This is a genomic window from Acidovorax sp. (genome assembly GCF_046291265.1).
Classification (GTDB): Bacteria; Pseudomonadota; Gammaproteobacteria; order Burkholderiales; family Burkholderiaceae_C; genus Acidovorax.
Window position 1 is genome coordinate 75358 of the sequence record NZ_JBKBTV010000010.1, and the last position, 22044, is coordinate 97401.

General features: G+C 62.6%; 22 protein-coding genes, 1 tRNA gene and 1 pseudogene. 13 read left to right on the forward strand and 11 right to left on the reverse strand.

The window, feature by feature from the left end:
- Positions 1–119: 119 nt before the first annotated feature.
- The 6 genes from ACK41V_RS06050 (at position 120) to ACK41V_RS06075 (ending at position 4827) form a co-directional block, all read left to right on the forward strand.
- Positions 120–1181, forward strand: a complete 1062-nt coding sequence (locus ACK41V_RS06050; RefSeq protein WP_409779245.1) for an AraC family transcriptional regulator — start codon at positions 120–122, stop codon at positions 1179–1181.
- A gap of 62 nt (positions 1182–1243) precedes the next feature.
- Positions 1244–2728 carry a protein adenylyltransferase SelO gene (locus ACK41V_RS06055; protein ID WP_409779248.1) on the forward strand — a complete coding sequence of 495 codons (1485 nt, stop codon included), beginning with the start codon at positions 1244–1246 and terminating at the stop codon, positions 2726–2728.
- Entirely contained in the window at positions 2725–3138 is a 414-nt protein-coding gene (gene msrB / locus ACK41V_RS06060) for a peptide-methionine (R)-S-oxide reductase MsrB (protein ID WP_409779251.1), read from the forward strand. The genes ACK41V_RS06055 and msrB overlap by 4 nt, the downstream gene beginning before the upstream one ends.
- Before the next feature lie 24 nt (positions 3139–3162).
- Entirely contained in the window at positions 3163–3702 is a 540-nt protein-coding gene (locus ACK41V_RS06065; RefSeq protein WP_409779253.1) for a septation protein A, read from the forward strand.
- An 11-nt stretch (positions 3703–3713) separates the two neighbouring features.
- Positions 3714–3974: a BolA family protein gene (locus tag ACK41V_RS06070; protein ID WP_409779341.1), complete on the forward strand. Its 261-nt coding sequence runs from the start codon at positions 3714–3716 to the stop codon at positions 3972–3974.
- A gap of 67 nt (positions 3975–4041) precedes the next feature.
- Positions 4042–4827, forward strand: a complete 786-nt coding sequence (locus ACK41V_RS06075; RefSeq protein ID WP_409779256.1) for a peptidylprolyl isomerase — start codon at positions 4042–4044, stop codon at positions 4825–4827.
- Positions 4828–4927: 100 nt separating this feature from the next.
- Here the strand turns inward: ACK41V_RS06075 and ACK41V_RS06080 are convergent, their stop codons facing one another.
- The 4 genes from ACK41V_RS06080 to ACK41V_RS06095 all read right to left on the reverse strand — a co-directional run bounded on the left by ACK41V_RS06080 (position 4928) and on the right by ACK41V_RS06095 (position 7817).
- A complete protein-coding gene (locus tag ACK41V_RS06080) occupies positions 4928–5734 on the reverse strand; it encodes a DUF1624 domain-containing protein (RefSeq protein ID WP_409779259.1) in 807 nt (268 codons plus the stop codon).
- A gap of 147 nt (positions 5735–5881) precedes the next feature.
- Positions 5882–5958: transfer RNA gene (locus ACK41V_RS06085), tRNA-Pro, on the reverse strand.
- 143 nt (positions 5959–6101) lie between these two features.
- Positions 6102–6350, reverse strand: a complete 249-nt coding sequence (gene infA, locus ACK41V_RS06090) for a translation initiation factor IF-1 (RefSeq protein ID WP_300073985.1) — start codon at positions 6348–6350, stop codon at positions 6102–6104.
- 231 nt (positions 6351–6581) lie between these two features.
- On the reverse strand, positions 6582–7817 hold the full coding sequence (locus ACK41V_RS06095) for an HPP family protein (RefSeq protein ID WP_409779262.1): 1236 nt from the start codon (positions 7815–7817) through the stop codon (positions 6582–6584).
- A 477-nt stretch (positions 7818–8294) separates the two neighbouring features.
- Here ACK41V_RS06095 and ACK41V_RS06100 point away from each other — a divergent pair, with 477 nt between their 5' ends.
- The 7 genes and pseudogenes from ACK41V_RS06100 (at position 8295) to asd (ending at position 14674) form a co-directional block, all read left to right on the forward strand.
- On the forward strand, positions 8295–9482 hold the full coding sequence (locus tag ACK41V_RS06100) for an ABC transporter substrate-binding protein (protein ID WP_409779265.1): 1188 nt from the start codon (positions 8295–8297) through the stop codon (positions 9480–9482).
- A 163-nt stretch (positions 9483–9645) separates the two neighbouring features.
- A pseudogene (locus ACK41V_RS06105) lies at positions 9646–10295 on the forward strand (LysE family translocator).
- Positions 10296–10313: 18 nt separating this feature from the next.
- Positions 10314–11177: a branched-chain amino acid ABC transporter permease gene (locus tag ACK41V_RS06110; protein WP_409779268.1), complete on the forward strand. Its 864-nt coding sequence runs from the start codon at positions 10314–10316 to the stop codon at positions 11175–11177.
- An 82-nt stretch (positions 11178–11259) separates the two neighbouring features.
- Positions 11260–12258 (forward strand): branched-chain amino acid ABC transporter permease, encoded by a 999-nt coding sequence (locus ACK41V_RS06115; RefSeq protein ID WP_409779270.1) that lies wholly within the window; start codon positions 11260–11262, stop codon positions 12256–12258.
- Entirely contained in the window at positions 12251–13024 is a 774-nt protein-coding gene (locus tag ACK41V_RS06120; RefSeq protein ID WP_409779273.1) for an ABC transporter ATP-binding protein, read from the forward strand. Before ACK41V_RS06115 ends, ACK41V_RS06120 begins: the two co-directional genes overlap by 8 nt.
- Before the next feature lies 1 nt (position 13025).
- Positions 13026–13742: an ABC transporter ATP-binding protein gene (locus ACK41V_RS06125; protein ID WP_409779276.1), complete on the forward strand. Its 717-nt coding sequence runs from the start codon at positions 13026–13028 to the stop codon at positions 13740–13742.
- A 65-nt stretch (positions 13743–13807) separates the two neighbouring features.
- On the forward strand, positions 13808–14674 hold the full coding sequence (gene asd / locus ACK41V_RS06130; RefSeq protein WP_409779278.1) for an archaetidylserine decarboxylase: 867 nt from the start codon (positions 13808–13810) through the stop codon (positions 14672–14674).
- A 57-nt stretch (positions 14675–14731) separates the two neighbouring features.
- On the opposite strand, the gene ACK41V_RS06135 is transcribed toward asd, so the two are convergent.
- The 7 genes from ACK41V_RS06135 to hutU all read right to left on the reverse strand — a co-directional run bounded on the left by ACK41V_RS06135 (position 14732) and on the right by hutU (position 22037).
- On the reverse strand, positions 14732–14941 hold the full coding sequence (locus tag ACK41V_RS06135) for a hypothetical protein (RefSeq protein ID WP_409779281.1): 210 nt from the start codon (positions 14939–14941) through the stop codon (positions 14732–14734).
- A gap of 130 nt (positions 14942–15071) precedes the next feature.
- Positions 15072–15899, reverse strand: coding sequence for an N-formylglutamate deformylase (hutG, locus tag ACK41V_RS06140; RefSeq protein ID WP_409779284.1), 828 nt, complete (start codon positions 15897–15899; stop codon positions 15072–15074).
- Between the two features lie 32 nt (positions 15900–15931).
- A complete protein-coding gene (locus tag ACK41V_RS06145; protein ID WP_409779286.1) occupies positions 15932–17338 on the reverse strand; it encodes a formimidoylglutamate deiminase in 1407 nt (468 codons plus the stop codon).
- Positions 17328–18626: an imidazolonepropionase gene (gene hutI / locus ACK41V_RS06150; protein ID WP_409779289.1), complete on the reverse strand. Its 1299-nt coding sequence runs from the start codon at positions 18624–18626 to the stop codon at positions 17328–17330. Before hutI ends, ACK41V_RS06145 begins: the two co-directional genes overlap by 11 nt.
- A 123-nt stretch (positions 18627–18749) precedes the next feature.
- Positions 18750–19367, reverse strand: coding sequence for a HutD family protein (locus tag ACK41V_RS06155; protein WP_409779292.1), 618 nt, complete (start codon positions 19365–19367; stop codon positions 18750–18752).
- 10 nt (positions 19368–19377) lie between these two features.
- Positions 19378–20253: a phytanoyl-CoA dioxygenase family protein gene (locus ACK41V_RS06160; protein WP_409779295.1), complete on the reverse strand. Its 876-nt coding sequence runs from the start codon at positions 20251–20253 to the stop codon at positions 19378–19380.
- A gap of 47 nt (positions 20254–20300) precedes the next feature.
- The gene (gene hutU / locus ACK41V_RS06165; RefSeq protein WP_409779298.1) at positions 20301–22037 is read right to left on the reverse strand and encodes a urocanate hydratase; all 1737 of its coding nucleotides are present in this window, start codon (positions 22035–22037) and stop codon (positions 20301–20303) included.
- Positions 22038–22044 lie beyond the last annotated feature (7 nt).

Consider the following 22044-nt stretch of genomic DNA (forward strand, 5'->3'; position numbering starts at 1 on the left):
ACAAAGAATCCAGGGCGCGACCTCGGGACCGATTGTGTGAACGGGCGGCGCTTTGGCTACTATCGCAACCTTGCCAAAACACTGACTTCAGAGCACCCCTTGGCGTAAACCCTGATCGCATGACAGCCCCTACCAATCCCCGCACAAGTTCTGCCGCCTGGGTGCGCGGCATTGCCGATATGCTGGCCGCCGAAGGCTTGCCCGCGGCTGAACTGTGCAGTGAGGCGGGAATTGATTTGGGAGCACTGCAGCACCCGCAGGCCCGTGTCGAGGTAGATCGGGTCAGCCGTCTGTGGGAGCTGGCCGTGGAACGCTCGGGCAAGGTCGACCTGGGTCTGTGCCCACAACTCACGGCCCGCTTTGGCAATGTGGACCTGGTGGGCTACGCGCTGGCTTCGGGCCCCAATCTTCTGGTGGGCTTTCAGCATCTTGTGCGCCACATGGCGGTGATATCCGACTGCACCACGTTCGACCTGGAGCGCGACTCACGGGGCTACTGGCTGTCGATCGCCCACATCGGCGCAACCCGACCCATCCCACGCCAACGCGTGGAATACGCCCTGCTCACCCTCTTTACGCTGTGCTGTTGGCTCACCCGGCGCGAGTTGCAGCCGCTGGCGGTGGAGCTGATCACACCGCAACCATCCGGCAACAACGATGCACGGTACCAGGCAGCGTTTGGTTTGCTGCCCCGCTTTGACCAGCCCAGCAACCGCTTTTTACTGGCCGAAGGCGATGTGCTGGCGGACATTCCCACGCACAACCCCAGCCTGTGGGCCATGCACGAGCGTCTGGTCGAAACCGAACTCGTCCACCTGGGCCAAGCACTGACCAGCACGCGCGTGCGCACCGAAATTGCGCGCATCTTGAACAAAGGCGAACCGCGCCGCGACGACATCGCAGAACGCCTGCACATGACGGATCGCACGCTGCAACGTCGGCTGCAGGCGGAATCGACGACCTACCAGCAACTACTGGATGACACGCGCTGCGAGCTGGCCCGCCAGTACCTTTCAGATCCGCGCCGCAACCTGACCGAAGTGGCTGACTTGCTGGGGTTCGCAGACCAAAGCAACATGTTTCGCGCGTGCAAACGCTGGTTTGGCATGCCTCCCGGCCAATACCGCGCGCAACTGCTGCAGCCCGAAGCGGACCACAGGGCGGTCGCTCACCCGGCTTAGGCCGCGCCCGCCCCAAGGCCCTGCACACGCCGGGGCATCCGCGGTGCGAGACAATCCGGCCCATGAACTTGCCCGCCGAAAGCGACCCCACCACCGGCCCCGTCGGCTTGGCCTGGAACCACGGATTTTCCGCCTTGGGCCCGGATTTCTTTACCGAGCTACGCCCGACCCCGCTGCCGTCTCCGCATTGGGTGGGCACCAGCAGCGACGTAGCAAAGCTGTTGGGTCTGGACGAATCCTGGTTGCACAGTGACGAGGCGTTGCAGGCGTTTACCGGTAACACGTTGCTCCCAGGCGCTCGACCGCTGGCCAGTGTCTACAGCGGCCACCAGTTTGGTGTGTGGGCAGGCCAGTTGGGTGATGGGCGGGCCATCCTCCTGGGCGAGACGGAAGGTGGCTTGGAGATTCAACTCAAGGGAGCTGGTCGCACACCCTATTCCCGGGGCGGCGACGGGCGCGCGGTGCTGCGCTCCAGCATCCGCGAATTTTTGTGCAGCGAGGCCATGCAGGGGCTGGGCATTCCGACATCACGGGCTCTGTGCATCACCGGCTCACCCGCGCATGTGCGGCGCGAGGAGATCGAGACAGCCGCCGTGGTCACACGGGTCGCGCCGAGTTTTGTGCGCTTTGGTAACTTCGAACATTTTTCCGCCAACGACCAAGAACCACAACTGCAGACACTGGCCGACTACGTCATCGACCGGTACTACCCGGAATGCCGGTCCGCCAGCACTTTGGGCGGCAACCCCTACGCCGCCCTGTTGCAGGCCGTGAGCGAGCGCACCGCCAATCTGATGGCCCAGTGGCAAGCAGTGGGCTTTTGCCACGGGGTGATGAACACCGACAACATGAGCATTCTGGGCCTGACGATTGACTACGGCCCCTTTCAGTTTCTCGATGCATTTGTACCCGGCCACGTGTGCAACCACAGCGACACTCAGGGCCGATACGCCTACAACCGCCAGCCGAATGTTGCGTACTGGAACCTGTTCTGTCTGGCCCAGGCCTTGCTGCCGCTGATAAAGGACCAGGAGATTGCCAAGGAAGCCCTGGAGTCCTACAAGACCGTGTTCCCAGCAGCGTTCATGGCCCGCATGCGCAGCAAACTTGGGCTGCTCCAGTCGCGCGCAGAAGACGCCGAGTTGATAGACGGCATCCTGCTGCTGCTGGCCCAGAACGGTGTGGACTACACCATCTTCTGGCGCCGCCTTTCGCAGGCTGTGCAAAGCAACCACTTCGAGCCGGTGCGTGACCTGTTTGCCGACCGCGCAGGCTTTGACCAGTGGTTGCTATCATATTCAGAGCTAATAGCGCTTGATGATAAAGCGCTAGCGGCCAATTTGATGCTAAAAACTAATCCCAAATTTGTGTTGCGCAATCATCTGGGCGAGCAGGCCATCCAGGCTGCGAAACTTGGCGACTTCAGCGAACTCCAAACCCTTCAGCGGCTGCTGGAGCACCCCTTTGACGAGCACCCGGGGCACGACACCTACGCAGCCTTCCCGCCCGAATGGGCTTCTTCCATCGAGATCAGCTGTTCATCATGACCTACCCTGTCCAGAAGACCGATGCCGAATGGCAAGCCATCCTGCGCGAAAAAGGCGCTGAACCGGCGGCCCTGCAGGTCACTCGCCATGCCGCCACCGAGCGGCCGTTCACCGGAAAATTCGAAGCCCACTGGGCCGACGGCAGTTACCACTGCGTCTGCTGCGGGGCCAAATTGTTTGATTCCGTCACCAAATTTGACGCGGGCTGTGGTTGGCCCAGTTTCTCCGAAGCCATCCCCGGCGCCATCACCGACATCGTGGACCGCAGCCATGGCATGGTCCGCACCGAGACGGTGTGTGCACAATGCGGGGCTCATCTGGGTCATGTCTTTGAAGATGGCCCCACGCCCACCGGCCTGCGCTATTGCATGAACTCGGCATCGCTGGACTTCGAGTCCGATGCAAGTTGATAGCCGGGACTCTTTTCTCACTCCATGAAAATTCTGATCGACTTCTTCCCCATCCTGCTGTTCTTTGGGGCGTACAAGTTTTACGGCATCTATGTGGGCACGGCAGTGCTCATGGCAGCCACAGTGGTGCAGATGGGCCTCATCTACGCCATCGACCGGCGCCTGCAGACGATGCACAAAGTCACTTTGGTGCTGATCCTGTTATTTGGCACGCTCACCCTGGTGCTGCAGGACGATCGGTTCATCAAGTGGAAGCCAACCGTGTTGTACGGCGCGATGTCAGTGGCGCTGGCGGTGGCGCTGTGGGCGATGAAGAAAAACTTCCTCAAGATGCTTCTGGGTAGCCAACTGGAGCTTCCGGACGCGGTGTGGCTGCGCCTGAACGTGGCCTGGATTGCGTATTGCGCCTTCATGTCCGCGCTCAACGCCTATGTCGTCATGAACTTCAGCACCGAGGCCTGGGTGGACTTCAAGCTTTGGGGGTATGCGTTCCCGCTGGTGTTCCTGGTTGCCCAGGGGATCTACATAGCACCACACCTCAAAAGTGACGAGCCTGCCGCATGAACGAGCTGCCCATGACCGATCTTGCACAGCGCATGCACGACACGTTGACCATTCGGCTGAACCCCAACCACGTGGAGGTGCTGGATGAAAGTGCCGCCCATGCGGGCCATGTCGGCGCGAACGGCACTGGATTTGGCACCCATTTCCGGGTACGCATTTCGTCACCTTTGTTTACCGGCCAGTCAAGGGTCGCACGGCATCGTCTTGTGTATGATGCGCTGCAAGAATTTATTGACCAAGGCGTCCACGCCCTCGCCATTGAAGTTCTCTGAACCGGCCCCCATGTCCTTCTTTGCCGGATCTCAGCTGGCACCAACCCCCTCATTTTTTGGATTTCGCATGAAGAAACAGCTCCTGTCCGGCCTCGTGGCCGCCGCCGTGCTGGGCACGATGGCCCTCCCCGTTTCCGCCCAGAACCTCGCCATCGTGAATGGCAAGGCCGTGCCCAAAGAGCGCGCTGAAGTGCTCAAGAAGCAACTGGAGCGGTCAGGCCGTCCTGTGACGCCTGAAATGGAAGGCCAGATCAAAGAAGAAGTCATCGCACGCGAAATCTTGATGCAAGAGGCGCAGAAACGCGGCCTGGAAGCTAGTGCCGACTACAAGGCACAAATGGAACTGGCACGCCAGGGCATCCTGATTCAGGAATTGCGCGTTGACTTCCAAAAGAAGAACCCTGTAACAGACGCCGAGATCAAAGCCGAATACGACAAATTTGTAGCTGCCAACGGCGGCAAGGAATACAAGGCCAGCCACATCCTGGTGGAGAACGAAGACGAGGCCAAGGCCATCATCGCTTCCATTAGCAAGGGCGCCAAGTTTGAAGACATCGCCAAGAAGCAGTCGAAAGACCCAGGCTCCGGTGCCAAGGGTGGTGACTTGGACTGGGCAGCCCCTGCCAACTACGTAAGCGAATTCACCGAAGCCATGGTGAAGCTCGAAAAAGGCAAGATGACCGAAACCCCGGTGAAAAGCCAGTTTGGTTACCACATCATCCGCCTGGACGATGTGCGGCAGGCCGAATTGCCCAAGCTGGACGACGTCAAGCCCCAAGTGGCAGAGCAACTGCAACAGCAAAAGCTGGTGAAGTTCCAGGAAGGTCTGCGCGCCAAAGCGAAGATCCAATAAGTCAGTCTGATGAAGGCCTCGATGTGAGGTCACAAGGAAAACGCGGCCAAGGCCGCGTTTTTTATGGACCGGCCAACCCCGCAGGTTATTCAGCCGCGCCTCAGCGCACCACCCAGACCACCAACATCAGCAGTCCGATCATTACCGGCTGGTGGAGCATGTAGTAGCTCAGGCTCCAACGGCCCAGTATTCCCAATGGTTTCAAAAACCGTGGCATGGACACCGACATCCAATGGTTGCGACGGCCCAACGTCCACTGGCCCAACGCCAAGCCCCACCACAACATACCCAGCCACGGCAGCACGGGCACGTAGTCTTCAGTGAAGGGTTTGCGTGACACCAACCCCAGCCAGTTGAGCGCGCGGCTATTGAACAAGGGCGCGACGTCGCCCCAGGCTGATGTCAAAAGATGTTGGGCCAGAGGCGGCAGAGCCAAGGCGATCAACCCTGCCAACCACAGCCAGGTGCCCCAACCAACGGTGCACCTTGCGATGAGCAGCATGACCGCCATGCCGTGCAGCACGCCAAAGTGAATAAAACTCTGGGGAAACATGGCGAACGAGCCTGCGCTGACCAGCAAGGCGCAGCCCACAATCTGCGCCCACCGTCGACCAAATCGGTGCCAGCCTTGCCCCTGGTGCAGAGCAATCGCCTGCCCCAGGCCCGCGCAAAACAGAAACAGACTGACGATGACCGTCCGCTGCATCGTCCAGAACGGATCCACACGAAAATTCTGAGGCCAGAAGCCAAAGTGGCTAAGGTCGAAGCAGAAATGGAATACGGTCATCCACACCATGGCCAGCCCACGCAATGTGTCCACCGACTCATAGCGGCCGGAGCGATGGGACACGCCATCGCGTGATGGCAAGGACGACACGGGAGATGAAATGGACGATGGGGCGCTCATTGACGGACCAGTCAGAATGACCATCGGGTTTTGTTTGGCCCGAAGCGACAGACGCATCGTACGAAAGTCTAGTGCCCCTCGCGGGCGCATATCGCATGCGGACAAGAAAAAAGGCCCTGCAGCATTTGCTGCAAGGCCTTCAAACATTGGTCGGAGCGGCGGGATTCGAACTCGCGACCCTCTGCTCCCAAAGCAGATGCGCTACCAGGCTGCGCTACGCTCCGACAGCTCGTATTCTAACCCGTCAAATTTGTGTTTTTTAGCTCGATGGTCACTTTTTGAAATTTTTTTAAAGCGACCAACAAGCCGCGGGAACAGAAAGACTACGAAAACGATTCAGCCCGGCTGGCTGAACACTCAGCGTCAATTAACGACTCGACGGACCAGGGCCACGGCCTGCCAGATGGCGGAAGGTAATGCGACCCTTGGACAGGTCATAAGGAGACATTTCCAAAGACACTTTGTCTCCGGCCAAGATGCGGATGTGATGCTTGCGCATCTTGCCGCCGGTGTAGGCAATCAGCTGGTGACCGTTCTCGAGCGTCACGCGAAAGCGCGAGTCGGGCAACACTTCGGTCACGGAGCCTTGCATTTCAATCAATTCTTCTTTGGCCATGTTCTCTTGTCTTTTCAAAAATCAAAAAATCTGATGATCAGCGCCTGAACGCTGGGGCATCCACCACGGCCAATGCAGCGTGGTCGGGCTCGACACACGGTGCGTTGCGGGCGGTGGGAGTCGCTGCACCCGGGGCGCAGATCAGGCAGAAGGCCGGGGAGACGGCTTCAATGGACAGGCTTGAGCACTGTGCATAGCCTGTTGATTGTACCGCGATGTGCCTGTTTTTAACTATGGCCCGGCTTTGGCTGCTACCACAGGTGCGATTTGCCCCCTGGGAGTGCCAGACGAAACATCATCCTCACGCCCCTGGACGGTGATTGCCAGGGTGCGTACCAAATCGGTCTGCGTAATCACCCCGACCAACCGCGCCTCAGGGTCCACAATCGGTATGTGGTGGTGCCCGCCATGCGAAAACAAGGGAACCAAGTCCATCGCATGCTGCTCCACATGGGCTGTTTGCACGGGGTGCGACATGATCTCGCCGACCGTTGCGGGTTGACCGCTGCGCCCCATGACCAGCGTGCGCAATCGCTGCCCCAGCCCTTCATGCAGGTCAAGGTTGGCCAAGCGCATGAAGTCGGCAACAGTGACGATGCCGAGGACAAGACGCTGCGCATCGACCACGGGCAGCGCCTTGATCTGTTCAGCACGCATCAGCGTCCACGCGTCTTTGAGCGAGACACCCGCCTCCACGGCAAAAGGGGGTTTAGACATGATGTCAGCGCAGCGCAAATCCCCCAATGTCCGCTGGAAAGCAGCGCGCCCCGCCAGGTGCAAAAGCCCCTCCAGGTCGGCCCGGCTCACATCCAGAACCTGGTTGTAATGCGAAAGCGCGGCATCCACATCCGAGGACGTAAACGCCCTCGCGGCGATGTCGCCACTGGCCCGCGCACGCTGCGGATGCGGATACCTGCGGCCAGTGAGACTGTTGTAGACCACCGCAGCCAGCAGCAGTATCAGCACGTTGAACAGAATGGGAAATGCCGCCAATCGCCACCCATCGCCTGCACCCAGCACCACATACAGCGCCATCGCCCCGCCCGGCGGATGCAGACAGCGCAATGGCACCATGAGCGCGATGGCCAGCCCCACCGCCAGGGCGCCCGCCAATGTGGTGTCTGGCACAAGGGCCGAGCAACCCGCCCCCACCAGCGCCGACAGCGTACTGCCACCCAGCACAGGCCAAGGTTGTGCCAACGGACTGGAAGGCATCCCGAAAACAAGCACCGCGCTGGCTCCCAGCGACGCCACCATCCAGGGGCCAGTTTCGCTCTCGCCCGCCCACCACCGGCTGATCAAGGCCGTCAACAGCACCCCCACCACGGCGCCTGCGATAAAACGAAGCCGCTCTCGACCATCGATGCCCAGCGGAGCGGGCCAGAAATGCCGCAGCCACCCCACCAGCCTCCCAAAAAGCGACGCTGAAGGGGACGACGATGACGAAGGCGGCGATGAAAAGGGCATGGGAGATTCGAGGGGCGCAGCGGCGTGAACACCCTAAAAGCATGGCGAAATCAAAAACTCAAGGCAGACGCGGGCTGACAACGCGTTAACCCAGAGAGAGCATTTTGCATGGGTATCTTGAGACCGCCTCTGACTGGATATCAACAGGGTGACGATCAATCTACCGGTCATTTTGAACCGCAAATTCTGGAAACTACCTATGCGTCAGCACCGCATGGCCCACCAACGGATCAAATTCATGATCTATACTGCATCAAGCAAGAATTGATGCATTTTAATTCACATTCGATGCTTTCAGGTTCCTACAAGCTCAGCAAATCACAGCTTTGGTTTCTTGGCGTGTTCATCGAAATACGACCGACTCAGGAATGCGGTCCAACATGCACCCCCATGCCATCGGTACGGGTAAGCCATAGGTTTTCACCACAGGAGGCTTGGAGTAAATTACTTTAAGCCTAAACAAAGGAGTCCCTTCCCATGACCACACGCCGCCTCGTCATCAGCCGCAGTGCCGCCCTCGTAGGCGCCGCCTCCACGGGCCTGTTGCTGCCCTCCATCGTGCGTGCGCAAAGCGGCAAAGTCCGCGTAGGTTTCATGCTGCCCTACACCGGCACCTTTGCCCAACTGGGCGTTGCGATTGAAAACGGGGTGCGGCTGGCGATTGACCAGCAAGGTGGCAAGCTGGGTGGACGCGAGATCGAGTGGTTCAAGGTAGATGACGAATCAGAGCCCAGCAAAGGCGTCGAAAACGCCAGCAAGCTGGTTCAGCGCGACAAAGTCGATGTGCTGATTGGCACTGTGCACTCCGGTGTGCAGATGGGAATCCAAAAGGTGGCGCGTGACACCGGGGTGCTCAGCCTGATTCCCAACGCGGGCGTACACGCGGCGACCCGCGCACTCTGCGCCCCCAATGTGTTCCGCACATCGTTTAGCAACTCCCAACCCACCTTAGCGCTGGGCAAGGCGATGGTCGACAAAGGCCACAAAAAGGCCGTGTGGATCACCTGGAAGTACGCCGCTGGCGACGAAGCCTTTGAAGGTTTCAAGCAAAGCTACACCGCCGCCGGCGGCACCATCGTGAAAGAGTTGGGCCTGCCCTTCCCCAACGTCGAGTTCCAGGCACTGCTCACCGAGATCGCGGCGCTCAAGCCCGACGCTGTCGCTTGCTTCTTCGCTGGTGGCGGTGCCGCAAAGTTCATCCGCGACTACGCAGCGGCGGGCCTCAAGGACAAGATTCCGCTGTATGGCTCGGGCTTCCTCACTGAAGGCGTGCTGGACGCCGCTGGTCCTGCCGCCGACGGCATCATCACCACGATGCACTACAGCGATTCGCTGGACACGCCGCGCAACAAGCAATTCCGCCTCGAATACGCCAAGGCGTTCCGCAGCCAGCCCGACGTGTACGCGGTGCAAGGCTATGACACTGGCTTGCTGCTGGTGCAAGGCGCCAATGCGGTCAAAGGCGACATGTCGTCCAAGCCCGCGCTTTACAAGGCGCTGGAAAGTGCCGTCATCGACAGCCCCCGCGGCAAATGGACGATGAGCAAGTCACACAACCCGGTGCAGGATATTTACCTGCGGCAGGTTGAAAACAAGGAAAACAAGGTCATTGGCATTGCCGCCAAGGCCCTGGCCGACAGTGGCGCCGGTTGCCGCATGGGCTGATACACCGTAGCGCAGGCTAGGCTGCCATCAGGCATCGGCACCGTCCGAGTGCCTTTGGCATGCTGCAGGTTTTGACACAATGGAGAAGCCGTCTGCCATTTTGGCGGGCGGTCCCATCGCGCGTCCGCGCGCTGCGGCCAACCATCCCTCTTTACGCAACCCCATGTCGCTCAGTACCTACCTGCTTTACCTTGCCGCAGTGGCCCTGCTGGTTTTGTCACCGGGCCCCACCATGCTCATGTGCATGACGTCTTCCCTGCAGCATGCCCTCGCAAGGCGCTCGCAGCGGCGGCTGGCAGTGTGACCGCTGTGCTCGGCACCATGCTGCTGTCCGCACTGGGTCTGGGGGCACTACTGGCGGCCTCCGAAACTGCTTTCTGGGTGCTCAAGGCTGCAGGCGCCGCCTACCTGATATGGCTGGGCATCAAGACCTTTCGCAGCCGTGCCACCGTGTTCGACGAGCTACCCGAGCAAGATGGGAAAGCTGCGAAAGCGCTGGCACCCGTCCCTGCACACAAGCTGTTTGTGCAAGGACTGATCGTTGGGGGAAGCAACCCCAAAGCAATCTTGTTTTTCACCGCGTTCTTTCCGCAGTTTCTCGACCCTGCCGCCGCCTGGGCGCCGCAGTTTGCCGTGTTGGCCAGCACCTTCGTTGCGTTTGAATTCACGGTACTCACGCTGTGCGCGCTGGGTGTGGCGCGCCTGGCCCCGGTGCTGCGTTCCGGCACCCGCATGCGGTGGTTCAACCGCGTCTGCGGCGGGTTGTTCGCGCTGATGGGCACCTTGCTTCTCGCCACGCGCCGCGCCGCATAAACCATTCAACCGACCTCCATGGACTTCGCCACCTTTCTGATCCAGCTGCTCAACAGTGTGCAGTACGGCCTGCTGCTGTTCATGCTGGCGGCTGGCCTGACGCTGATCTTCGGGATCATGGGAGTGGTGAACCTGGCGCACGGCAGCTTTTACATGCTGGGTGCCTACCTGGCCTATTCGCTGTCCGCGTACTTCGGCAGTCTCACATTGGCCATTCTCGGAGGAGCCGCCATCGCCGTGGTGTTTGGCCTGGCACTGGAATGGCTGCTGTTTCGCCATTTCTATCACCGAGACCACCTCGACCAGGTGCTGCTGACCTTCGGCCTGATCTACATCTTTGAAGAACTGCGCTCCATCCTGTGGGGAGACGACGTGCATGGCGTCGCGATTCCCCCCCTGCTGGAATGGTCCATCCCGCTCACAGACAACCTCTCCTACCCCGCGTACCGGTTGTTCATCTCAGCCGTCTGTATTGCGTTGGCGATTGGCCTGTACTTGCTGATTTCCAAGACCCGCCTGGGCATGAAGATCCGCGCTGGCGCTTTCAACCGCGACATGGCGGAATCGCTGGGCGTGAATATCAAGTTGATTCACGCCATCGTTTTTGCACTCGGCGTGGGCCTGGCCGCCGTCGCGGGCATGGTGGCAGCGCCAGTCTCCAGCGTGTACCCCAACATGGGGTCGTCGGTGCTGATCATGTGTTTTGTCGTGGTGGTGATTGGTGGTATCGGGTCCGTTCGTGGCGCGCTCATTGCGGCGCTGCTGGTGGGCTTGGTGGACACCTTTGGCAAAGTGCTGCTGCCATCGATGTCCGGCATGCTGGTGTACATGCTGATGGCCGCCGTGCTGCTCTGGAAACCTGAAGGTCTCTTTAAACAATGACTGCCCCCATGCCCGTCACTTCCTGTACTTCGTTGCCCACCGAGGGGGCATTCGCCGCCTTGGGGCGCACCGGCGGCAACTCATGAGCACACCCCGCGCCAATATCGAAGTGCTGCCGCGCAGCGTGCAGTTCGCCCTGGCACTGGGAATGGCCGCGCTGCTGCTGTTCCCTGTGGTGGGAAGCGATTTTTATGTGCAGATGGTCACACGCATGATGATCATGGCCATCTTCGCGATGAGCCTGGACCTGCTGCAGGGCGTCACAGGCCTAGTGTCGCTGGGCCACGCCGCCTACTTTGGCGTGGCAGGCTACGCGCTGGCCTTTCTCACACCGGCCGATACGCCGGTGAGCCTGTGGTGGTCACTGCCGCTGGCCGTGGCGGGGGCGGGGTTGGTGGCCTTGATCATCGGATTCTTCGTCGTTCGCACGCACGGCATCTACTTCATCATGGTCACCATGGCGTTCGCGCAGATGGTGTTCTATCTGTTCTTTGACAACAAAGTGCTCGGCGGATCGGATGGGCTGTACATCAACTTCCGGCCCGACGCCTCGGTGTTCGGCTGGATGCCGTTCGACCTGGAAGGCCGCAAAACCTTCTACTACTTCACGCTGGCCTTGGTGGTGTTGGTCTACGTGTTGCTGCGTCGCTTGCTGTGGAGCCCCCTCGGCCGTGCGCTGGCAGGCATTCGCATCAACGAGCACCGCATGCGTGCCATGGGTTTCGGCACCCGCGGCTACAAGCTCACGGCCTTTACGGTGGCGGGCGCCCTCGCAGGCCTGGCAGGCTATCTGTGGGGGGCGCAGACCGGCTACGTGAACCCGGAGCTGATGGGTTTTCACATGAGCGCACACGCCATCATGATGGTCATCCTGGGCGGTATGGGCAACTTTGCGGGGGCCATCGTGGGCGCGTTCGCGTTCGAATACCTGCTCCATGTGTTCAAGGACGTCACCAAACACTGGCAGTTGCTGATGGGCGGGTTCATTGTGCTGGTGGTGGTGGCTGCACCGCGCGGGCTGCTGGGCATGCTGGGGCAACGCACCGCCAGCAAAGCGCAGGAGGACACCCCCCATGGCTGATGTACTGCTTTCGGCCCGGCAATTGACCAAGCGGTTTGGTGGTCTGGCTGCTGTCAATGGCGTGTCGGTGGATCTGTGGCGGGGCCGCATCCACGCCGTGATCGGGCCCAACGGCGCTGGCAAGTCGACGTTGACCAACTTGCTCTCTGGCGACTTGGTGCCCACCTCGGGCCAGGTCCACGTGGGCACCACCAACGTCACAGGCTGGGCGCCCGAACGCATCTCGCGCCAGGGCCTGGGGCGCAGCTACCAAAAGACCAACATCTTCCTGCCGCTCACCGTGCATGAAAACGTGCGCCTGGCGGCCCAGTCGCGCGATGCGCAGCAACCCTGGAACCCGTTGCGGTGGTGGTTGGACACGCGCAAAAACACTATCAAAAACAGAGCTACTAACGCCCGTCTGGAAAGCGCTATCGAGCTTTCTGGCTTAAAAGATCGGCGCACTGCCATTGCTGGCGCCATGAGCCACGGCGAACAGCGCCAGCTGGAGATCGCCATGACCCTGGCGACAGAGCCCCAGGTGCTGCTGCTTGACGAGCCCCTGGCGGGCATGGGGGTGGCAGAGGCCGAACGCATGGTGGAGCTGCTGCAACGCCTCAAGCCCGCCCACGCCATCATGCTGGTCGAGCACGACATGGACGCCGTGTTTGCGCTGGCCGATCACCTGACCGTGATGGTCAATGGCGAAGTGATTGCCCATGGCACGCCCCCCGAGGTACGTGCCGATGCCACGGTGCAAGCCGCCTACCTGGGCGAGGACCACTGAGATGAAAGACACACCTTGGATCGATGCCCGGGGCATCCACACCTTCTACGGCGCCAGCCACATCCTGCACGGGGTGGACTTCACCGTCGGTCAGGGCGAAACCATCGGCCTGATGGGCCGCAACGGCATGGGCAAAAGCACCTTGCTCAAGTCGCTGATGGGGCTGGTCAAGCCGCGCTCCGGCAGCATCACCATGTCGGGCCGTGACATGACCGGCAAACCGCCCTACGAGGTGGCTCGGCTGGGCATTGCGTATGTGCCCGAAGGCCGTGGCATCTTTGGCAACCTCAGCGTGGTCGAAAACCTGCAGATGGCTGCACGCGCCGGCACACGGGGCCAGCGCGACTGGACGTATGACCGGGTGCTGGAAACCTTCCCGCGCCTGAAAGAACGGCTGGGCCACGGCGGCCAGCAACTGAGCGGTGGCGAGCAACAGATGCTGACCATTGGCCGCGCGCTGATGACCAACCCGGATGTCCTCATCCTGGACGAAGCCACCGAAGGCTTGGCGCCGCTGATCGCGCGCGAGATCTGGCGCATCTGCAGCCTGATCAAGGAGAGCGGCATCAGCAGCGTGATCGTGGACAAGAACTGGAAACACGTCACCCAGATCACCGACCGCAACATCATCCTGGTCAAAGGCCAGGTGGTGTTTGAAGGCAGCTCCGACGCCCTGCACGCGCAGCCGCAGTTGCTGGAGCAGTACCTGGGTGTGTGAGACCGCGGCGGCTCGCGTCGCTGCGCCGATAGAATCGTCCGCTTTCGTCTTTGAGGGGTTCGCCCGTGTCTGATCGCCTGGCAGTTCTGCCGCAATACCTCATGCCCAAGCAGGCCCTGACCACCCTGGCGGGCAAGTTTGCTTCGGCCCAGCTGGGGGGTCTGACCACTTCGGTGATCCGCCGCTTTGTGGCCCGCTACAACGTCAACATGGCCGAGGCCGCTAACCCTGACATCACCAGCTACGCATCGTTCAACGACTTCTTCACTCGCGCGCTGCAACCCGGGGCACGGCCACTCGCCCACGCCGACCTCATTTGCCCCGTCGATGGGGCCATCAGCCAGTTTGGCCCCATCCAGAAGGACCAGATTTTTCAGGCCAAAGGCCACAGCTATTCGACCACCACACTGGTCGGCGGTGACGCCGCCGCAGCCGCGCGTTTCGACAACGGCCACTTCGCCACGTTGTACCTGAGCCCGCGCGACTACCACCGCATCCACATGCCGTGCGCGGGCGAGTTGACGCGCATGGTGCATGTGCCCGGGGATCTGTTCTCGGTCAACCCCACCACGGCACGGGGTGTGCCCGGCCTGTTTGCGCGCAACGAGCGCGTGGTGTGCTTTTTTGAATCCGCCGACGGGCCGTTCGTACTGGTTTTGGTGGGCGCCACCATCGTCGGCAGCATGGCCACCGTATGGCATGGCCAGGTGAACCCGCCACGCAGCGGCACCTTGCGGCAGTGGGACTACGCCCAAGGGCAAGTTCAACTGCAAAAGGGCGAAGAAATGGGCCGCTTCTTGCTCGGCTCGACCGTGGTGATGTTGTTCCCCCAAGGCCCGCTGCAGTTCAATTCGCAATGGGCCCCCACGCGGGCGATTCAGCTGGGCGAGGCCATGGGGCAGCGTGTGCCTTCGTCAACTCCAGAAAATTGAATTCCGCTCCCCTGCTCCACGCCCCCTCACGCTGAGGGAGCGTCGCCCAGATCAGCGTTACTCCCGGTCTGGCACGCGGGTCAGATGGAAGGCCGTCGGGGCCAATTGCAAGGCTTCGGGGTACACCGGGATGTCATTGCCGACCAGATAGATCATCAGCATATTGCGGCGGATGACGACGTGGCTCACCGTTTCGCGCTGCTGATTCCACCGCACGGCAACGCCGGGCTTGAAATGGGGCATGTAGTAATAAGCGGTGGGATCCATACAGTGCGGCTCCTTCCGCAGGGTGGGTCAACACGGACCCACACGGCAGTCTGTGACAGACTGTAAGCTCATACTAGCACCGAAGGCGCGCTCATGGTGGCCAATTACACCCCATGACAACGCGGCTCCCTCAAGCAGTCGATGCAGCCGATGCCGCCGCAGCAAAGCCCAGTGCCGCTTTCAACATACGCTGCAGGTGCGGTTGCACCCCTGCGGCCACCTTGGGCAGGTAGTCAAACGGCAGTGCTTCCTGCATGTAGCTGCATTGCGTCATCTCCAGCTGGATGGCGTGCACGCCCTGCCCTGGCTGGCCGTATTGGCGCGTGATGTGCCCCCCTTTGAAGCGGCCATTGAGCACTGCCGTGTAGCCGCTGGCTTGCTTGGCGATGGACAGCAGCTCTTGCGCCAGCGCGGGGTCGCAGCTTTCGCCATTGGCTGTGCCCAGGTTCAGGTCGGGCAACTTGCCTTCAAAAAAGCGCGGCAGCACCGAGCGGATCGAATGTGCGTCCCACAGCACCGCCACGCCATGCTGGGCGCGGATGCGGTCCAGCTCGGTGCGCAGTTGCGCGTGGTAAGGCGCCCAGATCGCATCTCGGCGCGCAACCACTTCGGCGTCATCGGGTACGTCCCCGTTGGCGTAGATGGGCGTGTCGGCAAAGGTATCGACCGGGCACAGGCCCGTGACGCTCTGGCCGGGGTACAGGCTGGCGCCGTCGGGCGGGCGGTTCAAATCCACCACATAGCGCGAATGGGTGGCCACCAGGATGGAGGCGCCCAGGTCTTTGGCGAACCCGTACAGGCGTTCCATGTGCCAGTCGGTGTCGGGCACGTGGCGGGCTTCTTCGGTAAAGCGGGCCGCCAACGCGGGTGGCACATAGGTGCCCGCGTGGGGCATGGAAATCAGCAAGGGCTGGGTGCCCTGGTGAAAGAGAAACGGGGGCGGAGAGGTATCGGTCATGGCGGGCTCAGAAAAGCAAAACAGAGACAAGTTCAATCCGGCGCAATGGTGGCTGAACGTGCGGCCACAAAGGCCTGGGCCGCTGCGTCGTGCAGCACATGCTGGCCGTCAGCCACCCGGCGGACACCTGCCACCCACAGGCTGTCGATGGCCGAGGTGCGGTGGCTGCCAAACACATGGGCCGAGAGCATGCTGTGCGCGGGCAAATCACACAGCGCCACATGGTGGGCATCCAGCACCACCATGTCAGCCTGCTGGCCCAGCGCAATGCCGCCAACGGCACGCCCTGCGGCCTGCGCACCGCCCGCCACAGCCTGCAGAGTCATGGCGGTGGCCACCTCGGCCTGCGCAGCGCTGGCCAGCACATTGCGCTGGCGGCGCGACAAGCGCTGGCTGTACTCCAACATCAGCAGCTCTTCGGCCGCGTTCACGCAGGCGTGGCTGTCCGAACCTACACCCCAGCCGCCGCCGTGCTGCAGCCACAAAAGCATGTCGAAGATGCCGTCGCCCAGATTAGCCTCTGTGGTGGGGCAGATGCCTGCCACAGCCCCCGTGCGAGCGGCAGCAGCGTACTCATCGGGGGTCATGTGCGTGGCATGCACCAGGCACCAGCGGGCATCCACGGGGGCATGGTCCAGTAGCCATTGCACGGGGCGCTGGCCGCTCCAGGTGATGCAGTCATCCACCTCCTGCGTCTGTTCGGCGATGTGGATGTGGATGGGCGCCTCTGGGTTCAGCGCGGTCAAGCCTTGCACCGCGATCGCCAGGCTGTCGGGCGGCACGGCGCGCAGCGAGTGCGGGGCCAAGCCAAAAACAGCCCCTTGCGCTTGTGTAGCGGGCGCCAGGCGCTCTAATAATGAGAGCATGTTGTCTGTGTTGCGGATGAAGCGGGCCTGGTCGGCGCGCGGCGGCTTGGCGCCAAACCCGCTGGTCTGGTACAGCACCGGCAGCAAGGTGATGCCAATGCCCGCATTGCGCGCCGCCCGCAGCAGCGCCAGCGACAAGGTGGCGTCATCGGCATAGGGTGTGCCACCCTGGTCGTGGTGCACGTAGTGAAACTCGCAGACCGAGGTGTAGCCTGCCTCCAGCATCTCCACGTACAGCCAGGTGGCAATCGCCTCCAGCGATTCGGGCGTGATGCGCGACGCAAAGCGGTACATCAGATTGCGCCAGCTCCAGAAGCTGTCCTGGCTTTCTCCGCGGTATTCCGTGAGGCCCACAAACGCGCGTTGAAACGCATGCGAGTGCAGGTTGGGCATGCCCGGCAGCAGCGGCCCTTTCGCCACGGGCACACCCGCTGGCGCCACGCAGTCGGCAGTCAGGTGGGTAATGCGCCCTGCCCCATCCCACTGCACCCACACGTTGCGCGCCCACCCGGTGGGCAACAAGGCATCTGCCGCAAAGAGGCTGCGGCCAGCGGTATTGGGCTCAAACACCATGGTGGGCTCCTTGTTCGCTAAAGAGGCCCAGGCCATCGGCCACCACACGGCCCTGGCGCACGATGGTGGCCGCTGGCTTGTGGCCAAACCAGTATGCCAGCTCGGCGGCCTCGGCCACCGGCCACAGCACAAAGTTGGCAGGCCGGCCCGATGCGATGACCCCGTGCGAATCCTGCAACCCCAGCGCCCGCGCTGCGTGGGTGGTGATGCCTGCCAGTGCCTCGGGCACCGTCAGGCGAAACAGCGTGCAGGCCATGTTGGCCATCAGCAGCAGGCTCAGCGCGGGCGACGTGCCGGGGTTGTGGTCGGTAGATACGGCCATGGGCACCCCCGCTGCGCGCAGTTGCGCAATGGGCGGCAGGTGCGTGTCGCGCAGCGTGTAGTAGGCGCCGGGCAGCAGCACCGCCACGGTGCCCGCGGCCTGCATGGCGGCAATGCCGTCGGCCGACAGGTGCTCGATGTGATCACACGACAACGCACCGTAGCGCGCCGCCAGGGCCGCGCCGCCCATGTCCGACAGCTGCTCGGCGTGCAGCTTGACGGGGATGCCCAGCTTTTGCGCGGCCTGGAAGACCTGCTCGGTCTCGGCCAGCGTGAAGGCGATGCGTTCGCAGAACACGTCCACCGCATCCACCAGCCCTTCGGCGGCCAGCGCGGGCAGCATCTGGTTGCAGACCAGGTCGATGTAGTCTTGGCTGCGACCTGCGTATTCAGGCGGCAACGCGTGGGCGCCCAAAAATGTAGTGCGCACCGTCACGCCAAAAGCATCTCCCAGGCGGCGGGCCACGCGCAGTTGTTTGCACTCGTGCTCCAGCGCCAGCCCGTAGCCCGACTTGATCTCGATGGCGCACACGCCCTCATCCAGCAGGGCTTGCAGGCGCGGCGCCGCCAGGGCGAAAAGCTCATCTTCCGTCGCCTCGCGGGTGGCGCGCACCGACGAGACGATGCCACCACCGGCCTTCGCCACCTCTTCGTACGTGGCCCCGGCCAGGCGCATCGCAAACTCGTTGGCACGCTGGCCGCCGTAGACCAGGTGGGTGTGGCAATCCACCAGGCCCGGCGTGGCCAGCGCGCCTTGCGTTTCAAAGCGCGGCAGCGCAGCCAACGAGCTTGGCAACCGGTCTTGCGGCCCCACCCAGCGGACCATGCCAGCCTGCACCGCCACGCACACCCGTTCATCGGGCGGCAGCGGCACGTCGGCCACCATCAACTCAGCCACTGGGCGCAGGCCCGTCCACACGCCATCCGCATTGGGGGCCGACAAAACCCGGTGTTGTTCGTCACGCATCTTGTTGGCAGCCATTGTCTTTATTGACTCATTTACTATAAATATAATAGCTACTAGCGCTTATAGATAAAGCGCTAGAGGCCAATTTGACTCATATTTTCTCGAAAGAGGCGCCCCGCAGACTCAACGCGTCGGCTCCAGGGCGATCCACGCGAGTGTCGCGGACTGCCCGCCGACTCCGGTGGTGAACGCAGCGCCCATCGGCTCTACCCGGCTGTGCTCATCCTGGTGCTCGTCGTTCACCCACCACACGCCCTGCCCCGCAGCCAGTGTGCGTGTGGACGCGCCATCGCTCCAGCGCCACGTGCCTTGCAGCACCATGCACAGACCAGCGCCGATCCCGTCCAGCGACTGCGCCTGGCGCACCACCTGCAGCGCACCGCGCCAGGCGCCGCGGCGCACCATCAGGTTGAAGTCGGTCGAGGTGCCGCCCAGCATTTGGCAATCCACCGGCTCCTCGCCCGCGAAGGCAAAGGGCACGCCCGCCTGGTCCAGCGTGTGCTCCCACCCACCGGCCTTGCCAGTCAGTTGTACGCCATCGCCCCCCAGCAGCATGATCTGCCGATCCACCCCCGGGAACGCAGAGAACGGCCCGGGCGTGGAAATGGTGGCCACGCTCACGCGCCACTCAAAACCATTCATGCCCGCACCGGGCGGCCAGCAGACCAGTTCCTGCGTGCTGCCGCCACCGTTTTTCCAGGGCACGCTGGGGGCTGCGGCCAGATCAAAAAATTCCAGCATACCGAGGCATTCATGCAGCATGGCCGCCCGCCATCGGTTCACCGTCCACCAGCAGCGGGAACAGCGGGTGGTTCATCTCAGTGCCTGCGGGCAGCTCATCGGCCAGACCCGGAAACTCGGGCGAGGTCTTCCACGGCCGGGGCGCATGGCGGGTGTCATCGCCGAGGAATCGCACAGAGAACACGCGCCGACGGTTGGGCCCCTCCACCCCGCCCGCTGCATGCAGCGTGAGCATGTGAAAACACACCACATCGCCCGGCTCAATCTCCCAGCCCACGATGGGGAAGGCGTCGCGGTCGGCCTCGACGTTGGGCAGGTCCTGCAGGCTGCCTTCGGGGAACCACTTGGCCTGGTTGTCCATAAATGTGCGGGGCATCAGCCACGGGCCCTTGTGTGAACCCGCCACAAACTCCAGCGTGGCCGCGCGGGACACCGGGTCCACCGGAATCCACATGCTCACGTTCTGCATGCCGTCGATGTTGTAGTACGGCTGGTCCTGGTGCCATGGCGTGCGCTGGCGTGTGCCCGGCTCCTTGACCAACACGTGGTCGTGGTACAGCCGCACCGTGCGCGACTGCATCAGCCGCTGTGCGGCCAGAGCCAGCGGTGTCTCGCGCACAAAGCGGCCAAACTGCGGGATGTCCTGCCAGTTGCAGAAGTCCTCGAAGAACCGGCCCGGGTCGTCCGGGCGGCTGGCCACCTTGGCGCGCGGGCTGGGCGCGGCCAGGTTGGCGTCGATGCCATCGCGCAGCAAGGCCACTTCATCGGGCGTGAGCAGCTGCTGGATGCACAGCGCGCCGTCGCGGGCAAAGCGGGCGATGTCGTCTGCCGTCAGGCGCTGCGCAACCCGTTGCTGCAGGGCTTCTGGGGTGGGAAGCGTCGTCATGGTGGGCTCCACTCAACAAGGTCTCTTCAAGACAAAAAGCGCGCCGGTTACTTCACCATGGGCAGCTTCAGGCCCTGCTTCTTGGCGGTTTCCACGGCCAGCTCGTAGCCCGCGTCCGCATGGCGCATCACGCCGCTGCCGCAGTCGTTGACCAGCACACGCGCCAAGCGCTCAGCCGCGTCATCGGTGCCATCGGCCACGATGACCATGCCCGAGTGCTGCGAGTAGCCCATGCCCACGCCGCCACCGTGGTGCAGGCTGACCCAAGTGGCGCCGCCTGCGGTGTTGAGCAGCGCGTTGAGCAGCGGCCAGTCGCTGACGGCATCGGTGCCGTCCTTCATGGCTTCGGTTTCGCGGTTGGGGCTGGCCACGCTGCCAGTGTCCAGGTGGTCGCGGCCGATCACGATGGGGGCCTTCAGCTCGCCGCTCTTCACCATTTCGTTGAAGGCCAGGCCCGCGATGTGGCGCTCACCCAGGCCCAGCCAGCAGATGCGTGCGGGCAGGCCCTGGAAGGCGATGCGCTCGCCCGCCATGTCGAGCCAGCGGTGCACGTGCTTGTTCTCAGGAAACAGCTCCTTGATCTTGGCGTCGGTCTTGCGGATGTCTTCAGGGTCGCCCGAGAGTGCCACCCAGCGGAACGGACCCTTGCCTTCGCAGAACAGCGGGCGGATGTAGGCGGGTACGAAGCCAGGGAAGTCGAACGCGTTTTTCACGCCTTCGTCGAACGCCACCTGGCGGATGTTGTTGCCGTAGTCCACCGTGGGGATGCCCATCGATTGGAAGTCGAGCATGGCCTGCACGTGCACGGCGCAGGACTTGGCTGCGGCCTTTTTCAGGGCGTCGTGCTGCGCCACGTCCTGCTGCGCGGCGCGCCATTGATCCACCGTCCAACCGCTGGGCAGGTAGCCGTTGACGAGGTCGTGGGCGGAGGTCTGGTCGGTGACCAGGTCGGGCTTCAGGCCACCGGCCTGGGCACGCTTCACCAGTTCAGGCAGCACATCGGCCGCATTGCCCAGCAGCGCGATGGAGATGGCCTCCTTGGCCGCCGTGTGCTGTTGGATCAGTTCAAACGCGTGGTCGATGTCGCGCGCCTGCTTGTCCACGTAGCGCGTGCGCAGGCGAAAGTCGATGCTGCTTTGCTGGCACTCGATGTTGAGCGACACCGCGCCCGCAAACGTGGCGGCCAGTGGCTGCGCGCCGCCCATGCCGCCCAGGCCCGCGGTCAGTATCCACTTGCCCTCGAGCGAGCCGCCGTAGTGCTTGCGGCCGGCCTCGGCAAAGGTTTCGTACGTGCCCTGCACGATGCCCTGCGTGCCGATGTAGATCCAGCTGCCGGCGGTCATCTGGCCGTACATGAACAGGCCCTTTTGGTCCAGCTCGCTGAAGTGCTCCCAGTTGGCCCACTTAGGGACAAGGTTGGAGTTGGCCAGCAGCACGCGGGGCGCGTTGGCGTGGGTCTTGAACACGCCCACGGGCTTGCCGGACTGGATGAGCAGGGTTTCGTCGTCGTTCAGGTCCTTGAGCGAAGCGAGGATCTGGTCATAACACTCCCAATTGCGCGCGGCGCGGCCGATGCCGCCGTATACCACCAGGTCCTGCGGGCGCTCGGCCACTTCAGAGTCCAGGTTGTTCTGGATCATGCGGTAGGCGGCCTCGGTGAGCCAGCTCTTGCAGGTGAGCTGGTTGCCGCGCGGCGCGCGGATCACGCGGCTGGCGTCGTGGCGGGGGTCGGTGCTGGTGGTGGAGGAAGCTGCGGCAGCAATGATGGCGTCGTTGGCGTTCATGGTGGGC